Origin of the sequence: Flagellimonas aquimarina, from assembly GCF_003149745.1 — a bacterium.
Taxonomy (GTDB): domain Bacteria; phylum Bacteroidota; class Bacteroidia; order Flavobacteriales; family Flavobacteriaceae; genus Flagellimonas; species Flagellimonas aquimarina.
Map to the genome: position 1 here is coordinate 881,343 of NZ_QGEG01000002.1, position 21,814 is coordinate 903,156.

14 protein-coding genes are annotated in these 21,814 nt (G+C 37.7%); 13 read left to right on the top strand and 1 reads right to left on the bottom strand.

The features are described 5' to 3' along the window. Positions 1–22: 22 nt before the first annotated feature. The 13 genes from tilS to DKG77_RS10920 all read left to right on the top strand — a co-directional run bounded on the left by tilS (position 23) and on the right by DKG77_RS10920 (position 19,683). Positions 23–1,330, top strand: coding sequence for a tRNA lysidine(34) synthetase TilS (gene tilS, locus DKG77_RS10860; protein ID WP_109662906.1), 1,308 nt, complete (start codon positions 23–25; stop codon positions 1,328–1,330). After that, positions 1,327–3,306, top strand: a complete 1,980-nt coding sequence (locus DKG77_RS10865; protein WP_109662907.1) for a protein-disulfide reductase DsbD family protein — start codon at positions 1,327–1,329, stop codon at positions 3,304–3,306. Before tilS ends, DKG77_RS10865 begins: the two co-directional genes overlap by 4 nt. An 82-nt stretch (positions 3,307–3,388) precedes the next feature. After that, complete coding sequence (locus DKG77_RS10870; protein ID WP_109662909.1) at positions 3,389–5,782, top strand: penicillin acylase family protein; 2,394 nt, start codon at positions 3,389–3,391, stop codon at positions 5,780–5,782. A gap of 195 nt (positions 5,783–5,977) precedes the next feature. After that, positions 5,978–6,730, top strand: coding sequence for a hypothetical protein (locus tag DKG77_RS10875; RefSeq protein WP_109662911.1), 753 nt, complete (start codon positions 5,978–5,980; stop codon positions 6,728–6,730). Then, on the top strand, positions 6,727–9,498 hold the full coding sequence (locus DKG77_RS10880; protein WP_109662913.1) for a TonB-dependent receptor: 2,772 nt from the start codon (positions 6,727–6,729) through the stop codon (positions 9,496–9,498). Before DKG77_RS10875 ends, DKG77_RS10880 begins: the two co-directional genes overlap by 4 nt. A gap of 3 nt (positions 9,499–9,501) precedes the next feature. Continuing rightward, positions 9,502–10,725: a DUF4249 domain-containing protein gene (locus DKG77_RS10885; RefSeq protein ID WP_109662915.1), complete on the top strand. Its 1,224-nt coding sequence runs from the start codon at positions 9,502–9,504 to the stop codon at positions 10,723–10,725. Then, complete coding sequence (locus tag DKG77_RS10890; RefSeq protein ID WP_109662917.1) at positions 10,668–11,924, top strand: DUF4249 domain-containing protein; 1,257 nt, start codon at positions 10,668–10,670, stop codon at positions 11,922–11,924. The genes DKG77_RS10885 and DKG77_RS10890 overlap by 58 nt, the downstream gene beginning before the upstream one ends. Then, positions 11,921–13,099, top strand: coding sequence for a DUF4249 domain-containing protein (locus DKG77_RS10895; RefSeq protein WP_109662919.1), 1,179 nt, complete (start codon positions 11,921–11,923; stop codon positions 13,097–13,099). The genes DKG77_RS10890 and DKG77_RS10895 overlap by 4 nt, the downstream gene beginning before the upstream one ends. Before the next feature lie 2 nt (positions 13,100–13,101). Next, positions 13,102–14,313, top strand: coding sequence for a DUF4249 domain-containing protein (locus DKG77_RS10900; protein ID WP_109662921.1), 1,212 nt, complete (start codon positions 13,102–13,104; stop codon positions 14,311–14,313). 8 nt (positions 14,314–14,321) lie between these two features. Further along, positions 14,322–15,533, top strand: a complete 1,212-nt coding sequence (locus DKG77_RS10905; RefSeq protein ID WP_109662922.1) for a DUF4249 domain-containing protein — start codon at positions 14,322–14,324, stop codon at positions 15,531–15,533. Next, entirely contained in the window at positions 15,530–16,729 is a 1,200-nt protein-coding gene (locus DKG77_RS10910; protein WP_109662924.1) for a DUF4249 domain-containing protein, read from the top strand. Before DKG77_RS10905 ends, DKG77_RS10910 begins: the two co-directional genes overlap by 4 nt. Before the next feature lie 41 nt (positions 16,730–16,770). Then, positions 16,771–17,913 (top strand): DUF4249 domain-containing protein, encoded by a 1,143-nt coding sequence (locus DKG77_RS10915; protein WP_109662926.1) that lies wholly within the window; start codon positions 16,771–16,773, stop codon positions 17,911–17,913. Between the two features lie 9 nt (positions 17,914–17,922). Then, entirely contained in the window at positions 17,923–19,683 is a 1,761-nt protein-coding gene (locus DKG77_RS10920) for a hypothetical protein (protein ID WP_109662928.1), read from the top strand. Positions 19,684–20,125: 442 nt separating this feature from the next. On the opposite strand, the gene DKG77_RS10925 is transcribed toward DKG77_RS10920, so the two are convergent. Then, on the bottom strand, positions 20,126–21,742 hold the full coding sequence (locus DKG77_RS10925) for a vitamin K epoxide reductase family protein (protein ID WP_109662930.1): 1,617 nt from the start codon (positions 21,740–21,742) through the stop codon (positions 20,126–20,128). Positions 21,743–21,814: the final 72 nt, after the last annotated feature.

Consider the following 21,814-nt stretch of genomic DNA (forward strand, 5'->3'; position numbering starts at 1 on the left):
TGTTTATTGCTAATTTTGCAGCATGCTTGCACAATACTTAAAACACATAGATTCTAATTTTCCTTTCTTAAAAGGAAAGCGGCTATTGCTCGCATGCAGTGGGGGAGTGGACAGCGTTACATTGGCTTTTTTATGTGTGCGTTCAAGGTTAGATATTACATTGGTACATTGCAATTTTAATTTAAGGGGAAAAGAAAGTGAAGGTGATGAATTGTTTGTGCAGAATTTGGCAAGTCAATTGGCAATAGGATACAAGGTGAAATCCTTCGATACCAAACATTACATTGAAAAACACGGAGGGTCTGTTCAGATGGCAGCAAGGGAACTTCGCTATGCATGGTTTGATGAAATCATTGATGCCGAAGGTTTTGATTACGTTATTACAGCTCACCATGCAGATGATAGTCTAGAGACTTTTTTAATAAATCTTTCAAGAGGCACAGGTATTAATGGGCTTTTAGGAATTCCAGGCAGAAATAAAAAGGTAATTCGGCCCCTTTTAGATTTTTCGCGAAAAGATATTATCGAGTATGCGAATACTGAAAATATTGAATGGCGGGAGGATAGTAGTAATGTGGAAAGCAAATACCTCAGAAACAAAATCCGCAATGAAATTGCACCAAAACTGAAAGAACTCCATCCAACGTTTTTGGAAAACTTCAAGAAAACACAAGCACACCTTCATCAAACCAGTGCCGTAATTCAAAACTATATGGATAATCTTCAGGATGGTTTGTTTGAAAAAGATGAAGGATTTTTTAGAGTAAAAATAGAATCTCTTGAAAAATTAACTCCTCTGGATGCATATTTGTATCAGCTTTTTAATGAATATGGATTTACGCAATGGGAGGACGTGAAGGGACTTTTAAAAGGTAAAAGCGGTAAAGGGGTGCATTCCAAGACTCACAGATTGGTGAAGGACAGGGATTATTTACTTCTTTCGGAAAAAGAAAATAAAAACGATGAAGTTTTTGTTGTGCCTGAAAGTTCTAGATACATTAAATTTCCTGTTTTGCTAAAGCTTGAAGAAGCAAAGACCCTTGAGGAAGCTGGAAAGAATGTAGTTTTTTTGGATAAGGAAAAGTTAAACTATCCGTTAATATTAAGGAATTGGAAAAAAGGCGACTACTTTTATCCTTTTGGGATGAAAGGAAAAAAGAAGCTTTCCAAATTCTTTAAGGATGAAAAGGTGGATGTGCTTACCAAAGAAAAACAATGGCTTCTATGTTCAGGTGATGATATTGTTTGGGTAATTGGTAGAAGGTTAGATGACCGTTATAAGGTTGAAGAGTCAACCAAGAATATATTAAAAATTACATTTTCTGTATGAGATATTTGTTTCTGTTCTTAAGTTTCTTTTTTGCTTTCTCCTCTGCCTATGGGCAGTCTGAAGAGAATCCTGCACTTTGGTCTCATAAGGTAAAGAAGATATCGGAAACAGAATACGAACTTGTCTTTAAAGGTAAAATTTTTGATGGATGGCACGTCTATTCACAATATACCGTCGAGGGAGGTTCACTTCCCAGTGAATTTACTTTTGAAAATGCAGGCGTAGACTACGAATTGGTTGGGAAAACTTCGGAAAGCGAGACCATTACAGAATACAGTGATATCTTTGAGGTTGATGAAACTTTTTTTAAAAAGGAAGCAGTATTTACTCAAAAAATCAAGCTGCTAAAACCGGAGGTTAACCAAATATCAGTCAACCTTTTTTATCAAATATGTAAAGAAGTATGCATTCCCAAAGATGAGCTGTTTCAAGTTTCACTGGATGGCAATGCCTTTGTTGCAGCTGAGAAAAATGTAGATGAGCGAAGTCTTGTTCTTGGTAATTCGTTAAAGCTGGATTTAAAAAACAAAGCACTTTTAAATCAGGGTGATTTTGAAAACCTAAAAGGAGGGACCAATCTTTGGATGATTTTTGGCCTTGGCTTTTTAGGGGGACTTATTGCATTATTGACACCATGCGTTTTTCCAATGATTCCTTTAACCGTGTCTTTTTTCACAAAGCAATCCCAGAAAAAATCAAAGGGTATTGGAAATGCGATATTGTATGGATTTTTTATTGTCTTAATTTATTTTTTGTTGAGTTTACCTTTCCATTTGTTCGATTCGGTGGACTCACAAATTCTGAACACTATAGCCACAAACATTTGGTTGAATGTCCTCTTCTTTGTCATTTTTGTCTTTTTTGCTTTTTCCTTTTTTGGCTATTATGAGTTGACCTTGCCAAGTTCTTGGGCGAACAAAATGGATGCCGCATCCACTAAAGTAGGAGGGGGATTGGGCATATTCTTTATGGCACTAACTCTGGCAATTGTTTCCTTTTCATGTACAGGCCCTATTTTAGGAGGACTTTTGGGAAGTACCACGCTTGCTGAAGGCGATGTGGCTACAAACCTTTCTGCAGGTATGGTAGGTTTTGGCTTGGCTTTGGCCTTGCCCTTTGCATTGTTTGCATTATTCCCAGCTTGGTTAAATTCCTTGCCCAAATCTGGCGGTTGGATGACCACTGTAAAAGTAGTTTTAGGGTTTTTGGAATTGGCACTTGCATTCAAATTTCTTTCAAATGCAGATTTAGTAGGCAATTGGGGCATCTTTAAAAGAGAAATATTTTTGGGTATTTGGATTGTGTTGTTCGTGTTATTGACCTTATACCTTTTTGGGATATTCAGATTTCCCCATGATGGTCCCAAGCAAAAACTTTCTTCCGCAAGAAAATTCATTGGACTGCTAAGTATCATGTTCTCAACGTATTTAATCTTAGGCTTGCTCAATATCACGAACCTTAAATTGTTGAGTGGATTTCCCCCACCGGATTTTTACAGTATAACAGAAACAGAAAGTGATTGCCCATTAGGGCTAGATTGCTACAAAGACTTTGAAGAAGGAGTGGCGTATGCCCAAGAAGTTAACAAACCTATCCTATTGGATTTTACTGGTTGGGCTTGTGTAAATTGTAGAAAAATGGAAGAAAATGTTTGGAGTGATTCCAAAATATATCCCTTGATCAAAGATGAATATGTGCTCATTTCATTGTATGTAGATGATAGAAAAGAATTGCCAGATACCGAAAAATTTGATTTCAAGTACGATTCTGGGAGAATAAAGACCATTGAGACAGTTGGCCAAAAATGGGGTACGTTCCAGACCATTAACTTCAATGCGGCTTCTCAACCTTATTATGTATTACTGTCACCAAACCTTGAAATATTGAATGATGCCGTACAATATGTAGACACAGATGAGTACGAAGCATGGCTTAGGTCGGGTTTAGAAAAGTACCACCTTTCCATGAATGAATAGTGCCGGTATTCCCTCGTTATTTTATCATTTTTACAAAAAAAGTTTAACTTAGTTGCACTAATTAACTTAACCAAATACCCCCGTGAAGAAGTTGAAAAGAGTGCTTAGGGTACTTGTTCCCATATTACTTGCCGTAATTATTGGTTCCTATTTGTTTATAAATAGCCTCAAGCCCGATTATAATGGAGAAAAAATATTGCCTGGACTGGAAAGCCAGGTAACGGTTTTTTATGACACTTATGGAATACCGCATATCTATGCGGAGAATGAAAAGGATGCTTTTAGAGCGTTAGGGTATGCCCACGCTCAAGATCGTCTTTGGCAAATGGAATTGCTTAGAAGGGTTGCAAAAGGCGGACTTTCTGAAGTTTTTGGAAAGGATTTGTTAGAAACAGATAAATTTTTCCTTTCTCTTGGTATAAGTGATTATTCCGCACGAACAGTTTCCAAATTAGATGTTGATAGCGAAATGGTCACCATTTCCAATGCTTATTTGGATGGAATAAATGAGTTCATTAAAGAAGGACCTACGCCTGTAGAATTTTACCTTACGGGATTGGAAAAAGAGCCTTTTTCTCTTGAAGATATTTATAATGCCACAGGATATATGGCCTTTAGCTTTGCTATGGCACATAAAACAGACCCTTTGTTAACCAATATTCGAAATCAATGGGGTGATGAATATATCAACGATTTGGCAATTGATTCAGATACTTCAACGGTTTGGATCAATAATTACAAAAGACCAAATTCAGATTCCATTGATATAAATATTATTGGTGGTATTAACCGTGCTTTGAACAAACTCCCCATACCACAATTTATTGGCAGTAATAGTTGGGTCTTAGCACCAGGGAAAACTAAAAACGGAAAAGTTATACTAGCAAACGACCCCCATGTTGGTTTTGCCCAACCTTCGGTTTGGTACGAAGCTCATATGAGTACCCCTAAATATGAAAAATATGGATATCACTTTGCAGGCATACCGTTCCCTGTGCTTGCCCATGATAGAAATTTAGCTTTTGGCTTAACAATGTTTGAAAATGATGATATTGATTTTTACTTTGAAGAGACCCATCCATCTGACAGCACAAAATATAAAACCGAAGCAGGTTGGAAAGATTATGAGATGGTAAGTAAGAAAATTAAAGTGAAAGATAGTGGAGATGTCACTTTTACTTACAAGAAAACGCGCCATGGTCCAGTATTGAACAATATCGCAAAACAAATTAAAGGAGAACGTCCTATTGCCATGTCTTGGATTTATACTCAAGTGGAGAACGAAATCATAGATGGATTGTATGGTATGGGGCATGCAGAAAACATTAGCGAATTTGTATTAGAGTTGCCCAAAGTGCATGCACCGGGCCTAAATGTAATGTACGGTGATGCTTCCGGAAATGTGGCTTGGTGGGCCACTGCCAAATTGTATCAAATGCCAGATAGCGTGTCTACCAAATTTGTGCTCGATGGTACTACTGGTAAAGAAGAACGCTTGGGTTATCTGGATTTTTCAGAGAATCCAAGTGCTATAAACCCACCTTGGAATTATGTGTACTCTGCCAACAACCAGCCCGATTCTGTTTCTGGTAGGTTGTATCCTGGATATTATTTGCCCGAGAATAGAGCACAGAGAATCGTACAATTGTTAGATTCAAAGAATGATTGGGATAAGGAATCTGCTTCAGAGATGATTCTAGACGTCACTTCAACAGTGAACCCGGCTTTGGTTACGGAATTGATTAAACTTCTTGACATAACCAATTTATCTGAAGAACAGTTGGTACAACTGGATGCACTTAGAAATTGGAATGGGGAATATACTCTTGAGAACACAAATGCGGTACTATACCATAGAAGCGAGTATTACATTTTAAAAAACACTTTTGAAGATGAATTGGGAGAGGAACAATTCAATCAGTTTTTGAGTACACATTTACTAAAACGACATATTGCCAAGGGAACCAGCATGAAATCTGGTAAATGGTGGGATAACATCCATACAAAGAACAAAATTGAAACAAGGGATGACATCGTGTTAAAATCATTTGCGGATGCCTGGCATTCAATAATCAATGATTTTGGTGAAGATTCCAGTCAGTGGACTTGGGATAGGGTGCATACTTTGGAACATGAACACCCAATAGGCCAGGTACCATCCCTGCGTAAGTTTTTTAACGTTGGTCCATTCCCGGTAACTGGTACCAAGGAAGTAATCAACAACATGGCATTCCCTTATGACAGCACAGGGTTTTACAGAGTGAATTCAGGACCTTCAACACGAAGAATTATTGATTTTTCTGATGTTGAAAACAGCATTAGCATTTTACCCACGGGTCAATCCGGAAATCCTTTCAGTAAGCATTACAAAGACCAAGCAGAACTTTTTGTAAATGGTGAATTCAGAAAAATGATGATGAACAGAGCAGAAATTGAAAGTAGCGCAGAATCTGTTTTGATATTTACTAAAGAGTGATTTATTCCTAAAAGATATTTAAGAAGTATACATGGATATACTCCTGATAATGTAAATATTATCAAAAATTTATGTTAATTTTTGATGATTACCTATTTTTTTGTGGCCCATCAGGTTTGATAATTATAAATAGTATTTTAGATTTAGCTATTTCAGATAAACCTGTCTTACATAGGACACAACCTAACGTAAATTATGATTTTTTTTTCCAAGAATTCTTTAGTGCCTTTTCTGGTATTTAGCTTCTTTGTCTTTGGCCACGGCCAAGAAACAGCTCAAGTGGAGTATTTCAATTTTTTTGATGAAAAGGTCGGGGTGGAGAACACAGGACTTTATCAAGGGATTGTATACGCCGAGCAGTACAGAACAATCAATGAAAAAAACCAATTCTTTAAAACAAGGGACTTTCTTAAAGGTAGTGTCCGTTACGATGGTCAACACTATTATGACTTAGATTTAAAGTATAATGTTTATGAAGATGAAGTGTTAATGAGGCTGATTACCAAAGCAGGAGGGGGAACAATTAAATTCTTTAAGGACCATTTAGATAGTTTTGAGATTGCCGGCAGCAAGTTCATCAAGATTTTGCAACAAGATGCACCTTCTCTAAATATTTATGGTTTTTATGAAGTAGCGTTTAGTAATTCGCGATTTACACTATATACAAAGCACATCAAGAAAAATTTTGAAAGGAAGGATAGAAAATCTCTTTATTACGAGTTTTTGAAAGGCCAAAGTGAGCATGTCCTTCTCTATAACGGCACATACAACATTGTCAATACCAAAAAAGACATAGTAGCATTATTCCCAACACAGAAAAAGGAAATCGATAAATTCTACAATGTGGCAAGATCACTAAGAAAATCAAATCCAGATGGTTTTCAGGTCAGTCTAATGAAACGTATTGAAATATTATTATCCCGCACCGAAAACCAATCAGGAGAATGAAAAAACTTTTTACTATTATCGTGCTTCTTGCAAGCATGCAATACGTTGTTGCACAAGAAGAAATACCAAAAATTTCAGTTTCGTTTACTAATGTAGATGTTTCACGAGCTCTAGAAATAATTGAAAGTAAAACTGACTATAAATTCTACTATTTAGATGAATGGTTGGAAAATGTGAAAGTTACAGGGAATTTTCAGGATACCCAGGTAAGTCTAATATTAGATGATTTGTTCAAAAACACTGTTTTGAACTTTTACATTTCAGACGACCAAAAGATATTTTTGCTGCAAAACAATCAGATTTATGATTCCCTTCCGGATGATTTTTTTGGTGAACAGGAAGATGCACTAGCTGATGAGGAAATTGGGTACGAGCAACTAAAAGACCTAGGGCCGTTATTTGTCAACTCAAATGATGGGGCAAATAGAGGTTTGGAAGTAGTGAAAATTGGTAGGGAAAACAGAAATAACAGAAGAAGAACATTTACTTTATCAGGAAAGATAGTAAACGAGAAAGGCCAACCCATACCAGACCTGGCAATAATTGTAAAGGGCAAAGATATTGGAACATCTACCAATGCAGGTGGGAATTATAGCGTTGACCTTCCTGTTGGTGAAAACATTTTGGAAACTCGAGGGCTTGGTATACAGGATTCAAGGACCAAAGTCATCTTATATAATGACGGAGTCTATAATTTTCAATTAAACGAGAGTTTCGAGGTTTTGGATGAAGTTGTTGTACAGGCAAACAGAGACCGAAATGTTGAAGCTGCATTGACCGGGGTGACCCTAATCGAAGTTGAAAAAATAAAGAATATTCCTTTGGTCTTAGGAGAGAGAGATATTCTAAAAGCAGCTGTTACCCTGCCAGGAATTACCACTGCTGGTGAAGGTGCTGCCGGTTTTAATGTTAGAGGAGGAAGAACGGATCAAAACCTTATCCTATTGGATAATGGGGTTATTTATAACCCTTCGCACTTTTTTGGTATTTTTTCCGCAATCAATCCATTTAGCACTGGGTCAGCAGAGATTTATAAAGGAAATATACCTGCAGAATATGGAGGTAGACTGTCCTCGGTTTTTGATATTACCACCAAAGATGGAAATACAGAAAAATTTGCCGGTGAAGCTTCCATTGGACCTGTAACAAGCAACATTGTTCTTGAAACACCTATAGTTAAAGACAAATCGGCTCTGCTTGTAGGTGGTAGGGCAACATATTCGGATTGGATATTGCGCTCATTGGATGACGAACAGTTAAACAATAGTACAGCTTCGTTTTTTGATGTGGTTGCAAAATATAATCACACCATAAATGAAAACAATGAGATAAAGGCAACAGGATACTTTAGCCGCGATGCTTTCAGTATCACCTCGGATTCTATTTTTGATTACAGCAACAGATTGGTTTCTTTAAAGTGGGATCATAAATTTAGTGAGAAGACCACGGGAAGTCTAATCTTATCCAACAGCGAATATAAGTTTGGAATTGAGTTTGATGGTGAATCCAATGACGATTTTGATTTAGGGTATAAAAACAATGAAACTGAGGTCAAGATAAAGATGAAATACCTTCATAGTGATAAACACAAGTTTGATTACGGTATTTCTAGTAAACTTTATGTTGTAAATCCTGGAGACATAGTACCGTTGGGGACAGAATCGGACGTTTCCTCCTTGACCATACCCGAAGAACGGGGTCTTGAGTCTGCAGTCTTTATATCTGACAGTTATGAGGTAAACAAAAAGTTGCTCATAGATATGGGACTTAGGTTTTCATTTTATGCGGCACTTGGAGCGTCATCTCAGCGAATTTATCAAGATAATGCACCGTTAAATAGCGGTACATTGGTTGAAACCCAAGAATTTGATAAAAACGAGGTTATCGAGACCTACGGAGGCCCGGAGGTACGACTTTCTGCAAGGTATTTTATAAAGCCAGACCTATCAATAAAGGCAAGTCTTAACAATGCTTATCAGTACATCCATACATTATCCAACAATACTACGGTATCACCAACGGACACATGGAAGCTATCTGATTTGAACATTGAACCCCAAGAAGCATATCAAGCATCTCTTGGGCTATACAAGAATTTTGAAGGAAACAAATATGAACTGAGTGTAGAAGGGTACTACAAACAGCAGAAAAACCTGTTAGATTATAAAGTAGGCGCTCAGTTATTGCTTAATGAAGCCATTGAAACCGAGGTGCTACAAGGAGACGGAAAAGCATATGGGGTAGAATTTCTTTTAAAGAAAAACGAAGGAAAATTAAACGGCTGGTTGGGCTACACGTATTCTCGTTCTTTTGTAAAATTGGATAGTGAGTTTAATGAAGAGCGGGTGAACAATGGTGATTTCTTTCCATCAAATTTTGATAAGCCCCATGACATAAGCGTTGTGGCCAATTATAAGTTCACTAGAAGGTTTAGTGCATCTGCAAATTTTGTGTATCAGACAGGAAGACCGGTTACATTTCCAATAGGAAGTTTTTCTTTCAATAATTCAGAATTTGTTTTTTATAGCGATAGGAACAAGTTCAGAATCCCAGATTATTATCGATTGGATTTGAGCTTTAACATGGAAGGAAATCATAAGATCAAGAAGTTTGCACATAGTTTCTGGAGTTTTTCCATCTATAATGTGCTAGGAAGAAATAATCCATACTCTGTGTTCTTTGTTACAGAAAATGGGGACATAAAAGCTTTTCAAAGCTCAATTTTTTCAATACCTGTGCCAACTATCACCTATAATTTCAAGTTTTAATGTATGAAACTACTAAAAATACATTCTTGCTTTTTAGTAGTTATCAGCGTAGCTCTGCTTTCTTTTGGATGTGTTGAAGAGTTTATTCCAAAAACAGCGGAATTCAATGACATACTCGTAGTTGAGGCCAATGTTACCAATGAAATGAAGCATCACAAAATCTACTTGAATAGGACATATTCATTTGAAGATGAAACTGCTTTTGCTGAAACCAATGCGCAGGTTATGATTCTAGAGGATTCAAACAACCAATATATGTTTGAAGAATCAGAACCAGGTGTTTATACCTCAGTAAATCCATTCAATGTTCTTTCCGGTGCTTCCTACGAGTTAAAGATTGCCATGAAAGATGGAAGTTCTTTTAGTTCTGATCAAATGACCTTGCCGCAAGGGTCGGCAATAGACAGTTTATATGCTGAACGCATTACAAATGATTTTGGTGAAGAGGGCATGGCAATTTATGTGGATAATATCAATGCTCAGGACGATTCAAAAAACTTCAGATATGAATATATAGAAACCTACAAGGTAATAGCGCCTGATTGGAATTCAGTGGCATTGGTGAATATTCCCCAACCAGTATGCCCTAGAGTTATCAAAACCGGTAGAGAGCGGGAAGAACGCATATGCTATACTTCAGATAGCTCCAACGGAATTATTTTGGCCAGCACCGATAGTTTTGATGAAAACCGGGTAAAACGATTTCTTGTCCGATTTGTTGATAGGAACAACTACATTCTATCCCATCGGTACAGTATTTTGGTAAAGCAATATGTACAAAGTAATGCAGCGCATTCCTTTTATGAGGCACTTAAACAATTCTCAAGTTCAGAAAGTCTGTTTTCCGAAACGCAGCCAGGGTTTTTAGAAGGAAATCTTCATTCCGATGATAATTTAAACAGAAAGGTATTGGGATACTTTGATGTGTCCAAAGTATCCGAAAAAAGGATTTATTTTGATTATGAAGACTATTTTCCAGGTGAAGAACTTCCTCCATACGCAGATCCATGTCAAAGAGCTGCACCAAAAATAGCGGCAGGGCATAGTTCTGAACCTAGGTGTATACTTCCTGTACTTGTAGAAATGGATTTAGTGAGATATGTGACGGACAATCCAGATTATACGGGACCACAATCAGAAGGAGGTCCTTTTATAACCGTTCCTCGTATATGCGGGGACTGTACTGTACTAGGTTCAACAGAAATTCCAGCATTTTGGGAGGAATGAAAAGAACAGGCACCACATATAAACCCTTATGTATTGGTCTAGTGTTGACCTTCACCATAAATGGATGTATAGAAGAGTTCGATACTGAATTCGCAGATTTTGAAAGCACAATTGTAGTGGAAGCCACCATCACTAACGAGATGAAACGGCAACAGGTTTTTTTAAGCCGTACCTATAAGTTTGAAGAAGAAGGGCCAAGAGCAGAAACGAATGCACAAATAAGGATTATAGAAGGAGGCAACACCTATACCTTACTGGAAACCGAACCGGGAATCTATGTATCTGATCAGGCATTTGCAGCCCAACCAAGCACAACATACCAATTATTGATAACAACCCAAAATGGCAGAACATATAGTTCCAATGAAATGGCATTGACAAATACTGCCCAAATAGATACTTTAAGAGCAGAACGCATAACCAATGATTTTGGAGAGGATGGAGTGGCCATTTTGGTAGATAGTTTTGATGCTACCGGAAATTCCAAAAACTTTAGGTATGAGTTTTCAGAAACTTATAAAGTAATAGCCCCTGAGTGGAATGCCTTTGACCTAAAGAGTACAGGAATCGATTGCGGCGTGGATGTAATTCCAAAAGTGGAGCAAAACCAAGTTTGTTTTTCCAGAAATGTTTCCAACGATATCATTTTGGCCAGTACTGCCAATTTTGATGAGAATAGAATAAGCAATTTTATGGTGAGATTTGTTAATGGAAACAACTACATCATTTCCCACAGGTATAGTGTAGAGGTAACGCAATACATATTGTCGAATGAAGCATTTTCATATTTTGAGGCCTTAGATCAATTTACAAGTACTGAAAGCCTTTTTTCTGAAAGTCAGCCCGGTTTTCTGATCGGTAATGTTTTTGCAGATGAAAACCCTGATGAAAAAGTGCTTGGCTTTTTTGATGTCAGTACAGTTTCCAAAAAACGAATTTTCCTTAACTACGATGACTTTTACCAAGGAGAAGATTTACCACCGTACGTGAATCCTTGCTTGGAAATTGCTCCCAAATTAATTAGTCAAGGAGGAGCAAGATGTATTCTTAGTGCTTTGGTAGAAGCAAATCAAGTTAGTTACCTAAATATTAATGATGACCCTCCTTTTGAAGAAGGACCTTACCTAGTAGTTCCAAGAGAATGTGGGGACTGCACGGTTTTGGGCAGTAATGTACAACCTGATTTTTGGATAGAATGAAGAAAAGAAGAAAAATAGTAAAACTTACTACGGCTTCTTTTTTCATGATGTCCGTTTGTTCCTGTATTGAACCTTTTGAGGCCAAATTCGAAGATTTTGAAAGCATAGTCATTGTGGAGGCAACAATTACGGATAAACTTGGGCAACAACGGATATTCTTGACACGGACTTTTGAATTTGATGATGATGGGCCCTTCCCAGAATCCAATGCAACGGTCAGGGTAGAAGGAGGAGGCAATGTTTTTACCTTCCAGGAAAGCACTCCTGGGGTATATTTATCAACCCAGGCTTTTGTCGCAGAACCCAACATTGAGTACCAATTGCTTATTGAGACCCAAAATGGGAGATCATACAGCTCGGAACAAATGACATTGACCCAAAACACACAAATAGATGCTTTACAAGCAGAACGTATTACCAATGATCTAGGTGAAGATGGAGTGGCCATTTTGGTTGATAGTTTTGATGCTACCGGAAATTCTTTGAATTACCTTTATCAATATGAAGAAACCTATAAAATTATAGCTCCGGATTGGGCTCCACTGGATTATGTTATTCAAAACCAAGACGGTATAGAAATATTGGAATTATTACCAAGAAGCCTTGATGAACAAACCTGTTATAGAACTGTTGCATCGAACTCGATCATACTTACGAACACTTCAAATTTAAGCGAAGATAGAGTGTCTAATTACATGGTAAGGTTTATTGGTAGCAACAACTATATTTTATCACACAGATATAGTATTTTACTTAAGCAGTTTGTGCTGTCCAATGCGGCTTACACTTTTTATGAGCGTTTAAATCTGTTTTCGGAAAACGAAAGTCTGTTCTCAGAGAATCAACCCGGCTTTTTGGAAGGAAACATTTCATCGGAAGATAGTAGAGAAAAAGTATTGGGCTTTTTTAGTGTGAGCAGCGTATCGGAGGAACGAATATTTTTTGATTATGAAGACTTTTTTCCAGATGAAAGACTACCAGAATATGTTGACCCTTGCAACCCTTCGGGAATTAATGCAGGTTTGTTGGAGCAGGTAAGGGCGAATGTTGTAAAATACTTCGGAATTATTGAAGATAACGTTACAGGAGAAGTGAAAAATGCTGTTGTACCCAGAGTTTGTGGGGATTGCACAGTACTAGGGTCTTCTGAAATACCAGAATTTTGGATAGAATAATTATGATTAAAAAAATACCGTTTATAGTAATTGCTGCTTGTTCAATGATATTGACTACCTCTTGCATTGAAGATTTTGAAGCAACTTTTGAGGATTTTGAAAGTGCTATAGTTGTAGAAGCAACAATTACAGATAAATTGGAGCAACAACGTGTTTTTTTGACCCGGACTTTTGAGTTTGAGGAGGATGGTCCTTCCGCAGAATCCAATGCAATGGTCAGGGTAGAAGGAGGAGGCAACGTTTTTACCTTTCAGGAAAGCACTCCTGGTTTGTATATTTCTTCACAAGTATTTGCCGCACAGCCAAATACAGATTATCAGTTGCGCATTGAGACCCAAGATGGAAGGTTATACAGCTCAAATCAAATGACACTCACCCAACCTACACAAATAGATGATTTACGGGCAGAACGTATAACCAATGATGAAGGCGAGGATGGAGTGGCTATTTTGGTAGATAGTTTTGATCCTACAGGAAACTCCATAAACTATAGGTATCAGTATGAAGAGACTTTTAAAATAATAGCTCCATTTTGGACTCCAGATGATTTAGAAAAGGTAAGGCCAGAAGAGGCTACACAGTTATGTGAAGTTAAGGTTGTAGTAGATGAAAAATCAGAAGAAACATGTTTCACAACAGATTTTTCTAACTCTATAATTCAGACCAGTACCAAGAGTTTGGGAGAGGACAGGGTTTCCAATTTTATGGTCCGCTTTATCAACAGTAACAATTATATCATTTCACATAGATACAGTATATTGGTAAGACAGTTCATTCAATCAAATGAGGCCTTTACGTTTTATGAGACATTAAATGAATTTTCAGGCAATGAAAGCTTTTTTTCTGAAACCCAACCAGGGTTTTTAGAGGGAAACATTTCATCGGATACCAACTCGAATGAAACAGTGCTTGGTTATTTTGATGTCGCCTCCGTTGTTGAACGTAGAATATTTTTCAACTATGAAGATTTGTTTCCAGGAGAGGAACTTCCACCATATGTTAATCCGTGTGTGCCTAATGCCCCAGAACTGTTAAGAGGTGCCCCGCCGGTTTGTGTATTAAGCACCATAGTTGAAAATGATTTAGTCCGACTTGTGGGCACTAATGATACACCAGCTGAGATGGAAGGGCCATATTTGGTGGTTCCCAGGGTCTGCGGTGATTGTTCTGAAATTGGTAAAGCAGAGGTTCCAGAATTTTGGATAGAGGAGTAATTATATTAATGACAATAATGATAGACTTTTTGTTCAGTTTTAAAAATAGATTCCTTGTCATTTCAATGGCGTTTTCGCTCATGGGCTGTATTGAAGCATTTGACGCCGAGTTCGTGGATTTTGAAAGCGCATTGGTGATAGAAGCGACAATAACGAACGAGTTGAAACAACAGCGAATCTTCTTGTCTAGGAGCTATGAATTTGATGCTGAGGGCCCGTTGGCAGAATCCAATGCCACGGTAAGCGTGAGTGATGGTACCGGCACAACATTTTCTTTCGAGGATACGGGAAATGGGGTATATGTTTCTTCGCAGGCCTTTGCTGCGGAGCCGGGAAGGGATTATGAGCTTTCGATCACCACGCAGGACGGTAGGAGCTATGGTTCGGAAACGAGCCAGATGACATCGGAAACGACCATTGATGAGGTGATTGCAGAGCGTATCACAAACGATGATGGGGAAGACGGAATGGCCATTTTGGTGAACAGTTTTGACCCATCGGGGAATGCCAAGAACTATCGTTATGAATATGAGGAGACATACAGAATAATAGCCCCGGAGTGGAACCCAACATCTTTGATCGGAGATCCTGAAGGAGGTTGTGCAATGCTCAAGGTCCCCAATACAACAGATGATGAAATCTGTTACAGGACTGACTTTTCTAACAGAATTATACTTACTTCTACAGAAGATTTAGAAGAGGACAGGGTTTCCAATTTTATGGTCCGCTTTATAAGTAGGGACAATTATATCATTTCTCATAGGTACAGTGTATTGGTAAGGCAACTGGTGCAGTCCAATGAAGCCTTTACTTTTTTTGAGACACTGAACGAACTTTCTGGTTCTGAGAGTCTTTTTTCTCAGACCCAACCGGGGTTTTTAGAGGGTAATGTATTTTCAAACGATAACAGGGATGAGCGCGTGCTTGGTTTTTTTGATGTAAGCTCTGTTTCTGAGAGACGTATTTTTTTCAACTATGATGATTTTTATCCGGGAGAAGATTTACCGCCATATATAGAGTCGTGCAGACGTGGTTCCCCTCCAATAGCTTCGCCGGCAGGTTGCGTTTTAAGACCTCTCATAGAGAGTGGAGCTGGAGTATATGCGGGTGATAATGGTGAGCCCATGGAAGGCGAAGGGCCTTTCTTTGTTGTTAGTAGAGTATGTGGGGATTGCAATGTATTGGGGTCGCCAGAAGTGCCAAATTTTTGGGTTGAATGAAGAAAATAATAATATTATATCGTCAATTCTTTGTCATATCAATGGCAGTTTTGCTTATGGGCTGTATTGAAGCATTTGACGCCGAGTTCGTGGATTTTGAAAGTGCATTGGTGATAGAGGCGACAATAACTAACGAGTTGAAACAACAACAAATTTTCTTGTCTAGAAGTTATGAATTTGATGCTGAAGGACCTTCGGCGGAATCCAATGCCACGGTAAGCGTGAGTGATGGTACCGGCACAACATTTTCTTTTCAGGATGCGGGAAATGGGGTATATGTTTCTTCGCAGGCCTTTGCTGCGGAGCCGGGAAGGGATTATGAGCTTTCAATCATCACGCAGGATGGTAGGAGCTACGGTTCGGAAACGACCCAGATGACATCGGAAACGACCATTGATGAGGTGATTGCAGAGCGTATCACAAATGATGACGGGGAAGACGGAATGGCCATTTTGGTGAACAGTTTTGACCCATCGGGGAATGCCAAGAACTATCGTTATGAATATGAGGAGACATACAGGATAATAGCCCCAGAGTGGAATCCAATATCATTAATCGGAGATCCAGAAGGTGGTTGTGGAGTAATTAGAGTGCCCAATACAACAGATGATGAAACCTGTTATAGGACAGATAGATCCAATGCTATTATACTTGCTTCTACAGAAGATTTGGAAGAGGACAGGGTTTCCAATTTTATGGTCCGCTTTATCAGTAGGGACAACTATATCATATCCCATAGGTACAGCGTATTGGTGAGGCAGCTGGTTCAATCGAATGAGGCTTTTGTCTTTTTTGAGACGCTGAACGAACTTTCCGGTTCTGAGAGTCTTTTTTCTCAGACCCAACCAGGGTTTTTAGAGGGAAATGTATTTTCAAACGATAACAGGGATGAGCGCGTGCTTGGTTTTTTTGATGTAAGCTCTGTTTCTGAGAGACGTATTTTTTTCAACTACGATGATTTTTATCCTGGAGAAGCGCTACCACCGTATATAGAACCATGTGGACCAAGCGCTCCAGTAATTGCCAATCCTGGAGGTTGTGTGTTACGACCTATTTTAGAAAGTGGAGCAGGTATATATTTAGCGGAAAATGAACAACCTGCGGAAGGGGAAGGACCTTTCCTTATTGTTAGAAGAATATGTGGAGATTGCAAGGTATTGGGATCGACAGCAGTACCAGGTTTTTGGATTGAGTGAAAAGAATAAATACTAAATATCGTCTTTTAACACCCTTTTTTATGGGTTGGCTTCTTTGCAGCTGCATTGAGCCTTTTGATACTGAATTTGTGGATTTTGAAGATGCCTTTGTTGTGGACGCTACCATAACGAATCAAATGAAAAGACAAGAAATTATATTGACCAGAACATATAGACTCCAAGATGATGACATACCCAATGAGGCAGGTGCCCGAATTGTGGTAACGGACGACACGGGGGAAGAATTTCTTTTTGAAGAGGTTGATTTTGGAAAGTATATCTCAAATGTTTCTTTTGCAGCACTACCGGAAAGGAACTACCAATTATTGATTACCTCAAGAAATGGCAGGGAATATTCTTCTGGAGCAATGAGACTACCACAGGTCTCAACCATAGATACGTTATATGCCAATCGTATAACCAATGATTTTGGAGAAGAGGGAATAGGTATTTTTGTAGACACATCCAATCCTTCAGAAGATTCAAACTTTTACAGGTATGAGTATGAGGAGACTTATAAAGTAATAGCTCCAAGATGGGACCCTAAGGAATTGGAAGTTGTAGATGAGAATGATGGAACAACTTCAATTATAATTATCCCAAGGTCTTTGGACGAGCAAGTTTGCTATCCAACAAATCTTTCAAAGCGTATTATTCTAACGGATACAGATAGTTTTGATGCAGGGATGGTGGATGATTTTATGCTTAAGTTTATTGAACAGAACAATTTCATCACTACGCATCGCTACAGTATTTTAGTTAGACAGTTTGTACATTCTCTAGAAACCTATAAGTTTTTAGAAACCTTAAACGAATTCTCGACATCTGAAAGTCTGTTTTCAGAAACACAACCAGGTTTTTTAGAGGGAAATATAGCGGCAAAGGATGACCCCGATGAAAAAGTACTTGGTTTCTTTGATGTCACAGCTATATCAGAAAAGCGGATTTTTTTTGGTTATCGCGATTTCTTTCCAACAGAAAGATTTCCAGATTATATAGATCCATGTATTGAGAACGCTCCAGATAATGGGCTAATAGACTTGATTCGTTGGGATTTGGTTAAGTATATTGATAAGAATGAGGGGCAATTTGTTCCTGGAGGACCATACATTACCGTACCTCAGGTTTGTGGGGATTGTACAATATTAGGCACGTCAGAAGTGCCAGATTTTTGGATAGAATAAAACAGAATTATGAAAAAACTAACGATTACAATCATTTTATTAGCTCTAGTTTCTTTGGGCCTTAAAGCTCAATCAGCCACTAATGCCAAAATTACCAACATTCCACAGGAAAGTGTATACCTTCATTACAATGAATCTTTCTTGTTTTCTGGAGAACACCTGTTGTATAAGTTTTATAGTTTGGACAATGTCAATAGAAAACTTAGCAGCATTAGTAAAATGGGGTATGTTGCTCTAGTCGACAAAGATGGAAACACTGTTTTTAAACATAAAGTGCGGCTTACGGGCGGTACCGGCTACGGCAATTTTTTTGTACCAACTTCGGTTCCTACAGGGAGTTATAGGTTATTGGGCTATTCAGAATGGATGAAAAACTTTGGGAAAGAACATTACTTCCAATCGGACATTCATATCGTAAATCCATACCAAACCACACCAGAATCTTATTTGGAAAAACCTGTGGATTCTTTACTGCCCATTGTTTCCAATAAAAGCACTCTTGTGCCTCTAAACACCAACGTAGCTGAAGTGAATAGTGCCTTTGTCAGTTTGAGTATTGACAAACCTACAGCTGGAAAAAGAGAAAGAGTACTACTTAACATTTCTGGAATAGATGATGCCGCCAATAATGGTAGTTATGCAATTTCTGTTAGAAAAATAGATTCCTTCACTGCTCCTGCCCAAATACCCTCGGAAATGTTTTATAAAAAGTTCCTTAAAAAAGGTTCTACTGGCGTTAAAGCAGGAAACAATGCCAAAATTCCTGAGTTAAGGGGCGAAACCATTACTGGAGTAATTGTAAATAAAGAAACTAAGCTTCCAGTAAAAGACCTGAGAGTGTCCTTGTCATTACCTGGTGACATGTATTTGTTCAAGGTTGCCAATACAGATAGTGAGGGCAGGTTTAGGTTTATACTTAATAGGGAATATGACAATGCATCTGCTGCCATTCAAGTTTTGTCCAGTGATTGGGATCTTTATGAAGTTAATATGGATGATGAAATAATAGATGCTAAAGGAATGGAGTTTGCAGATTTTGTTCTCACCAAGGGAATGAAGGATTATATGCTTGAAAAAAGCATTCAAAATCAAATAGAAAATGCCTTCCAAGAGGTTAAGGCAGACTCAATAGTCCCTGCAGACCATGAGCAACCTTTTTATAGAAAATTTGCAACGGTCTATGATTTGGATGATTATACGAGATTCAACAGTATACAAGAAACCATTGTTGAAGTTGTAGATCAGGTGGCTATTAGAAAACTTGATAATGGTGATCAGGTTTTTGAGGTAAGGCCCGAAATTGGTTATACCGATGCCAGTCTTTTGCCTATGGTTTTTGTTGACGGTCTTTTTATAAAAAGGCATCAAGATTTTATGGACTACAGTGCCAAGAAAATCAAGACCATAAGCTTTGCAAGAGACAAGGTGATTCTGGGGTCACAATTATTCCAGGGGATTATTTCCTTTAAAACCATTGAAGGTGGTTTTTATGATGATTTTTATACGCCGCATATTGTGAATGTAGAATTGTTTAAACCCCAATCAAAAAAAGAATACTTTACACAAGTGTATGATGAGAAAGGAAATCAAGATCGTATTCCTGACTTTAGACATCAATTGCTTTGGGTTCCAAATTTGGACATCTCCGGTGGAGAAAAAGAAATTATGTTTTACACTTCAGATGTGGCAGGAGAATATGAGTTGGTTCTTGAAGGGTTTACGTCAACTGGGAAACCTGTGTCCATCAAGAAGCAGATCGTTGTTAATTGATAAAATCAATTCTTCAACTGGGTATATTTCTAGATTTATCTATATTTTTAATAGCATTAACTGGTTTATCGGTAAACGCTTAAAATCCAATGATTTCAGGCATTTACCGATTTGTTAAAGATTGTAAATCAATTTATACACACTCCATTTTGACAATAAGGAGGACTGTACGCATGATTGCATATAGAAATCCACCATGGATGACAACAGTTACCTGTTATAAATAGTTGTGCACATTTCACTGATGAGCCACCAAGAATATGCTTCTGCTCCTTTTTGCTAAGGCGTTTAGCTCCTTTTAGATTTTTAAGCTTTTTCATTTTAACCATATTTTAATTAATATTCCCTGAACATTTAAGGACACTCAAGGCTTATGTCCAATCTTTCGCGAAGAGATTATTGTATTGCCAATCACCAACATTGATTGGCAGATTTGTAGCTATTATTTATCGCTGATTGCCAAGGATGGCATATGGTGGTCTATAGGAACTTCAAATTGTTCCGCCAAGTCTTCAATAAAGTAAGGCAGATGTTCCCATTCATATTCATCTGGGAATGGTCTATTATTTATATATATAACTGGTGTAAAATTGACACCATTTTCACGGCACCAATTGCTTTGCTTTTCTAATATGTTTTTATGAATACTCGCTTCGCCTTCTCCCCATTTTTGAATCCACTTTTCTAAATTGACTTCCTTGGAATAAACCTCAGAAAACGCATTATGGAATGATTCATTATCCGCAGAATTATACAACTCCAATAGTCTATGCGCTACTTTTAATGCAAGATGACCACTTTTAACATTTACATTAAATCGTATGGTTACGGAAATGTCGTGAGGATGGTTTCTTAAAATCTTTTCTAAACTGGAATGTGCCTCTTTGCAATAGAAGCATTCTGGATTGGTTACCATCAACAACCTTAATGGGGCATTTACATTTCCCAAAACTATTTCTGTATTTCCAATTTGATCTATATTGGTATCTACAGTTTTACTTTTATTGAATGCAGTGTAAAACAAATCAAAATTCCGAATGAACTTATAATGTGATATACGGAGCTTGTTCAACTCTAAATTCTCATTGATAAAAGGTCTTGCAAAACCCCAAGCACTGATAGTAAAAAGAAAGCTAATTAAAAGTGTGAATCCATCCAGAATCTCAAAGTTTAAGTATTGAACAAGGTCACGGTTAATGAACAAGCTAGATTGTAACCATAAAACCCCAATGATTCCTAAACAAAGGGGGCACCATTTTTTTATTACCATGTATTGATAGTAAATAGAGTAGAGGGTAACCGGAATGGCCAGTAAGGTGGGTGCAATTATTATAGCCTGCGGTATGTGGTTGAGTTGGGATAAGGTCCAGTATAGGACAAGTGAAGCGAAATAGACCAAACAAGCATCACTTAGTTTTATGTTTTTGGATAAAGATGCTCCATCTGAATTTAAAACCGCATCACAACTAGTAGATTTGTTGGAACTGCATAGCTTTTCTATAGTCTTGGATGTATAACCCAATTCATGTTTTATTATAAAAGCACTAATGGTTAAGCCTGTTAACGACAGTATAAAGTGTGCAGAATTTAAAACCGTAGGTTCGGTAATAAAGAATACAGCTATGACAGAAAATGCCAATAAATAGTAAAAAATGGACATTTTAGAAGATGATATGGCATTAGTTGTTGCCAGTGCTTTTTTTTCAATTCCTACAACAACACCAGTCCAAATAGCAAAGAATTCATCTAAAGAAAAGTTTTTAGTGTCATTGTTCTCAAACAAAACATGAATATGGTCACTACGCTTTTGTACCAACACATACTCCTTATTTAAGGTAATGGACAAAAATATCTCGGGTAGTTCCATTAGTGTTGAGTGATTTTTAGGAACTTCAAGAGCAAGGTTTTCTATACCAAAATGATTCAACAATCCGGTGACCGAGTGTAAACTAGGATAATTAGGGTGGCTTAATAGCTGTAATTTTAATTCACCGGGATTTACCTGGTAATTCTGTTTGTCGAGAAACTTTTTTATGAGCGAATACAAACTTAAGTCCATAGGAAACAGGTGTTTATAAGGTTATAAAAGATTTAAATAAAATGAAGGGTGGGTATTAGCTTTTTCTAAAGT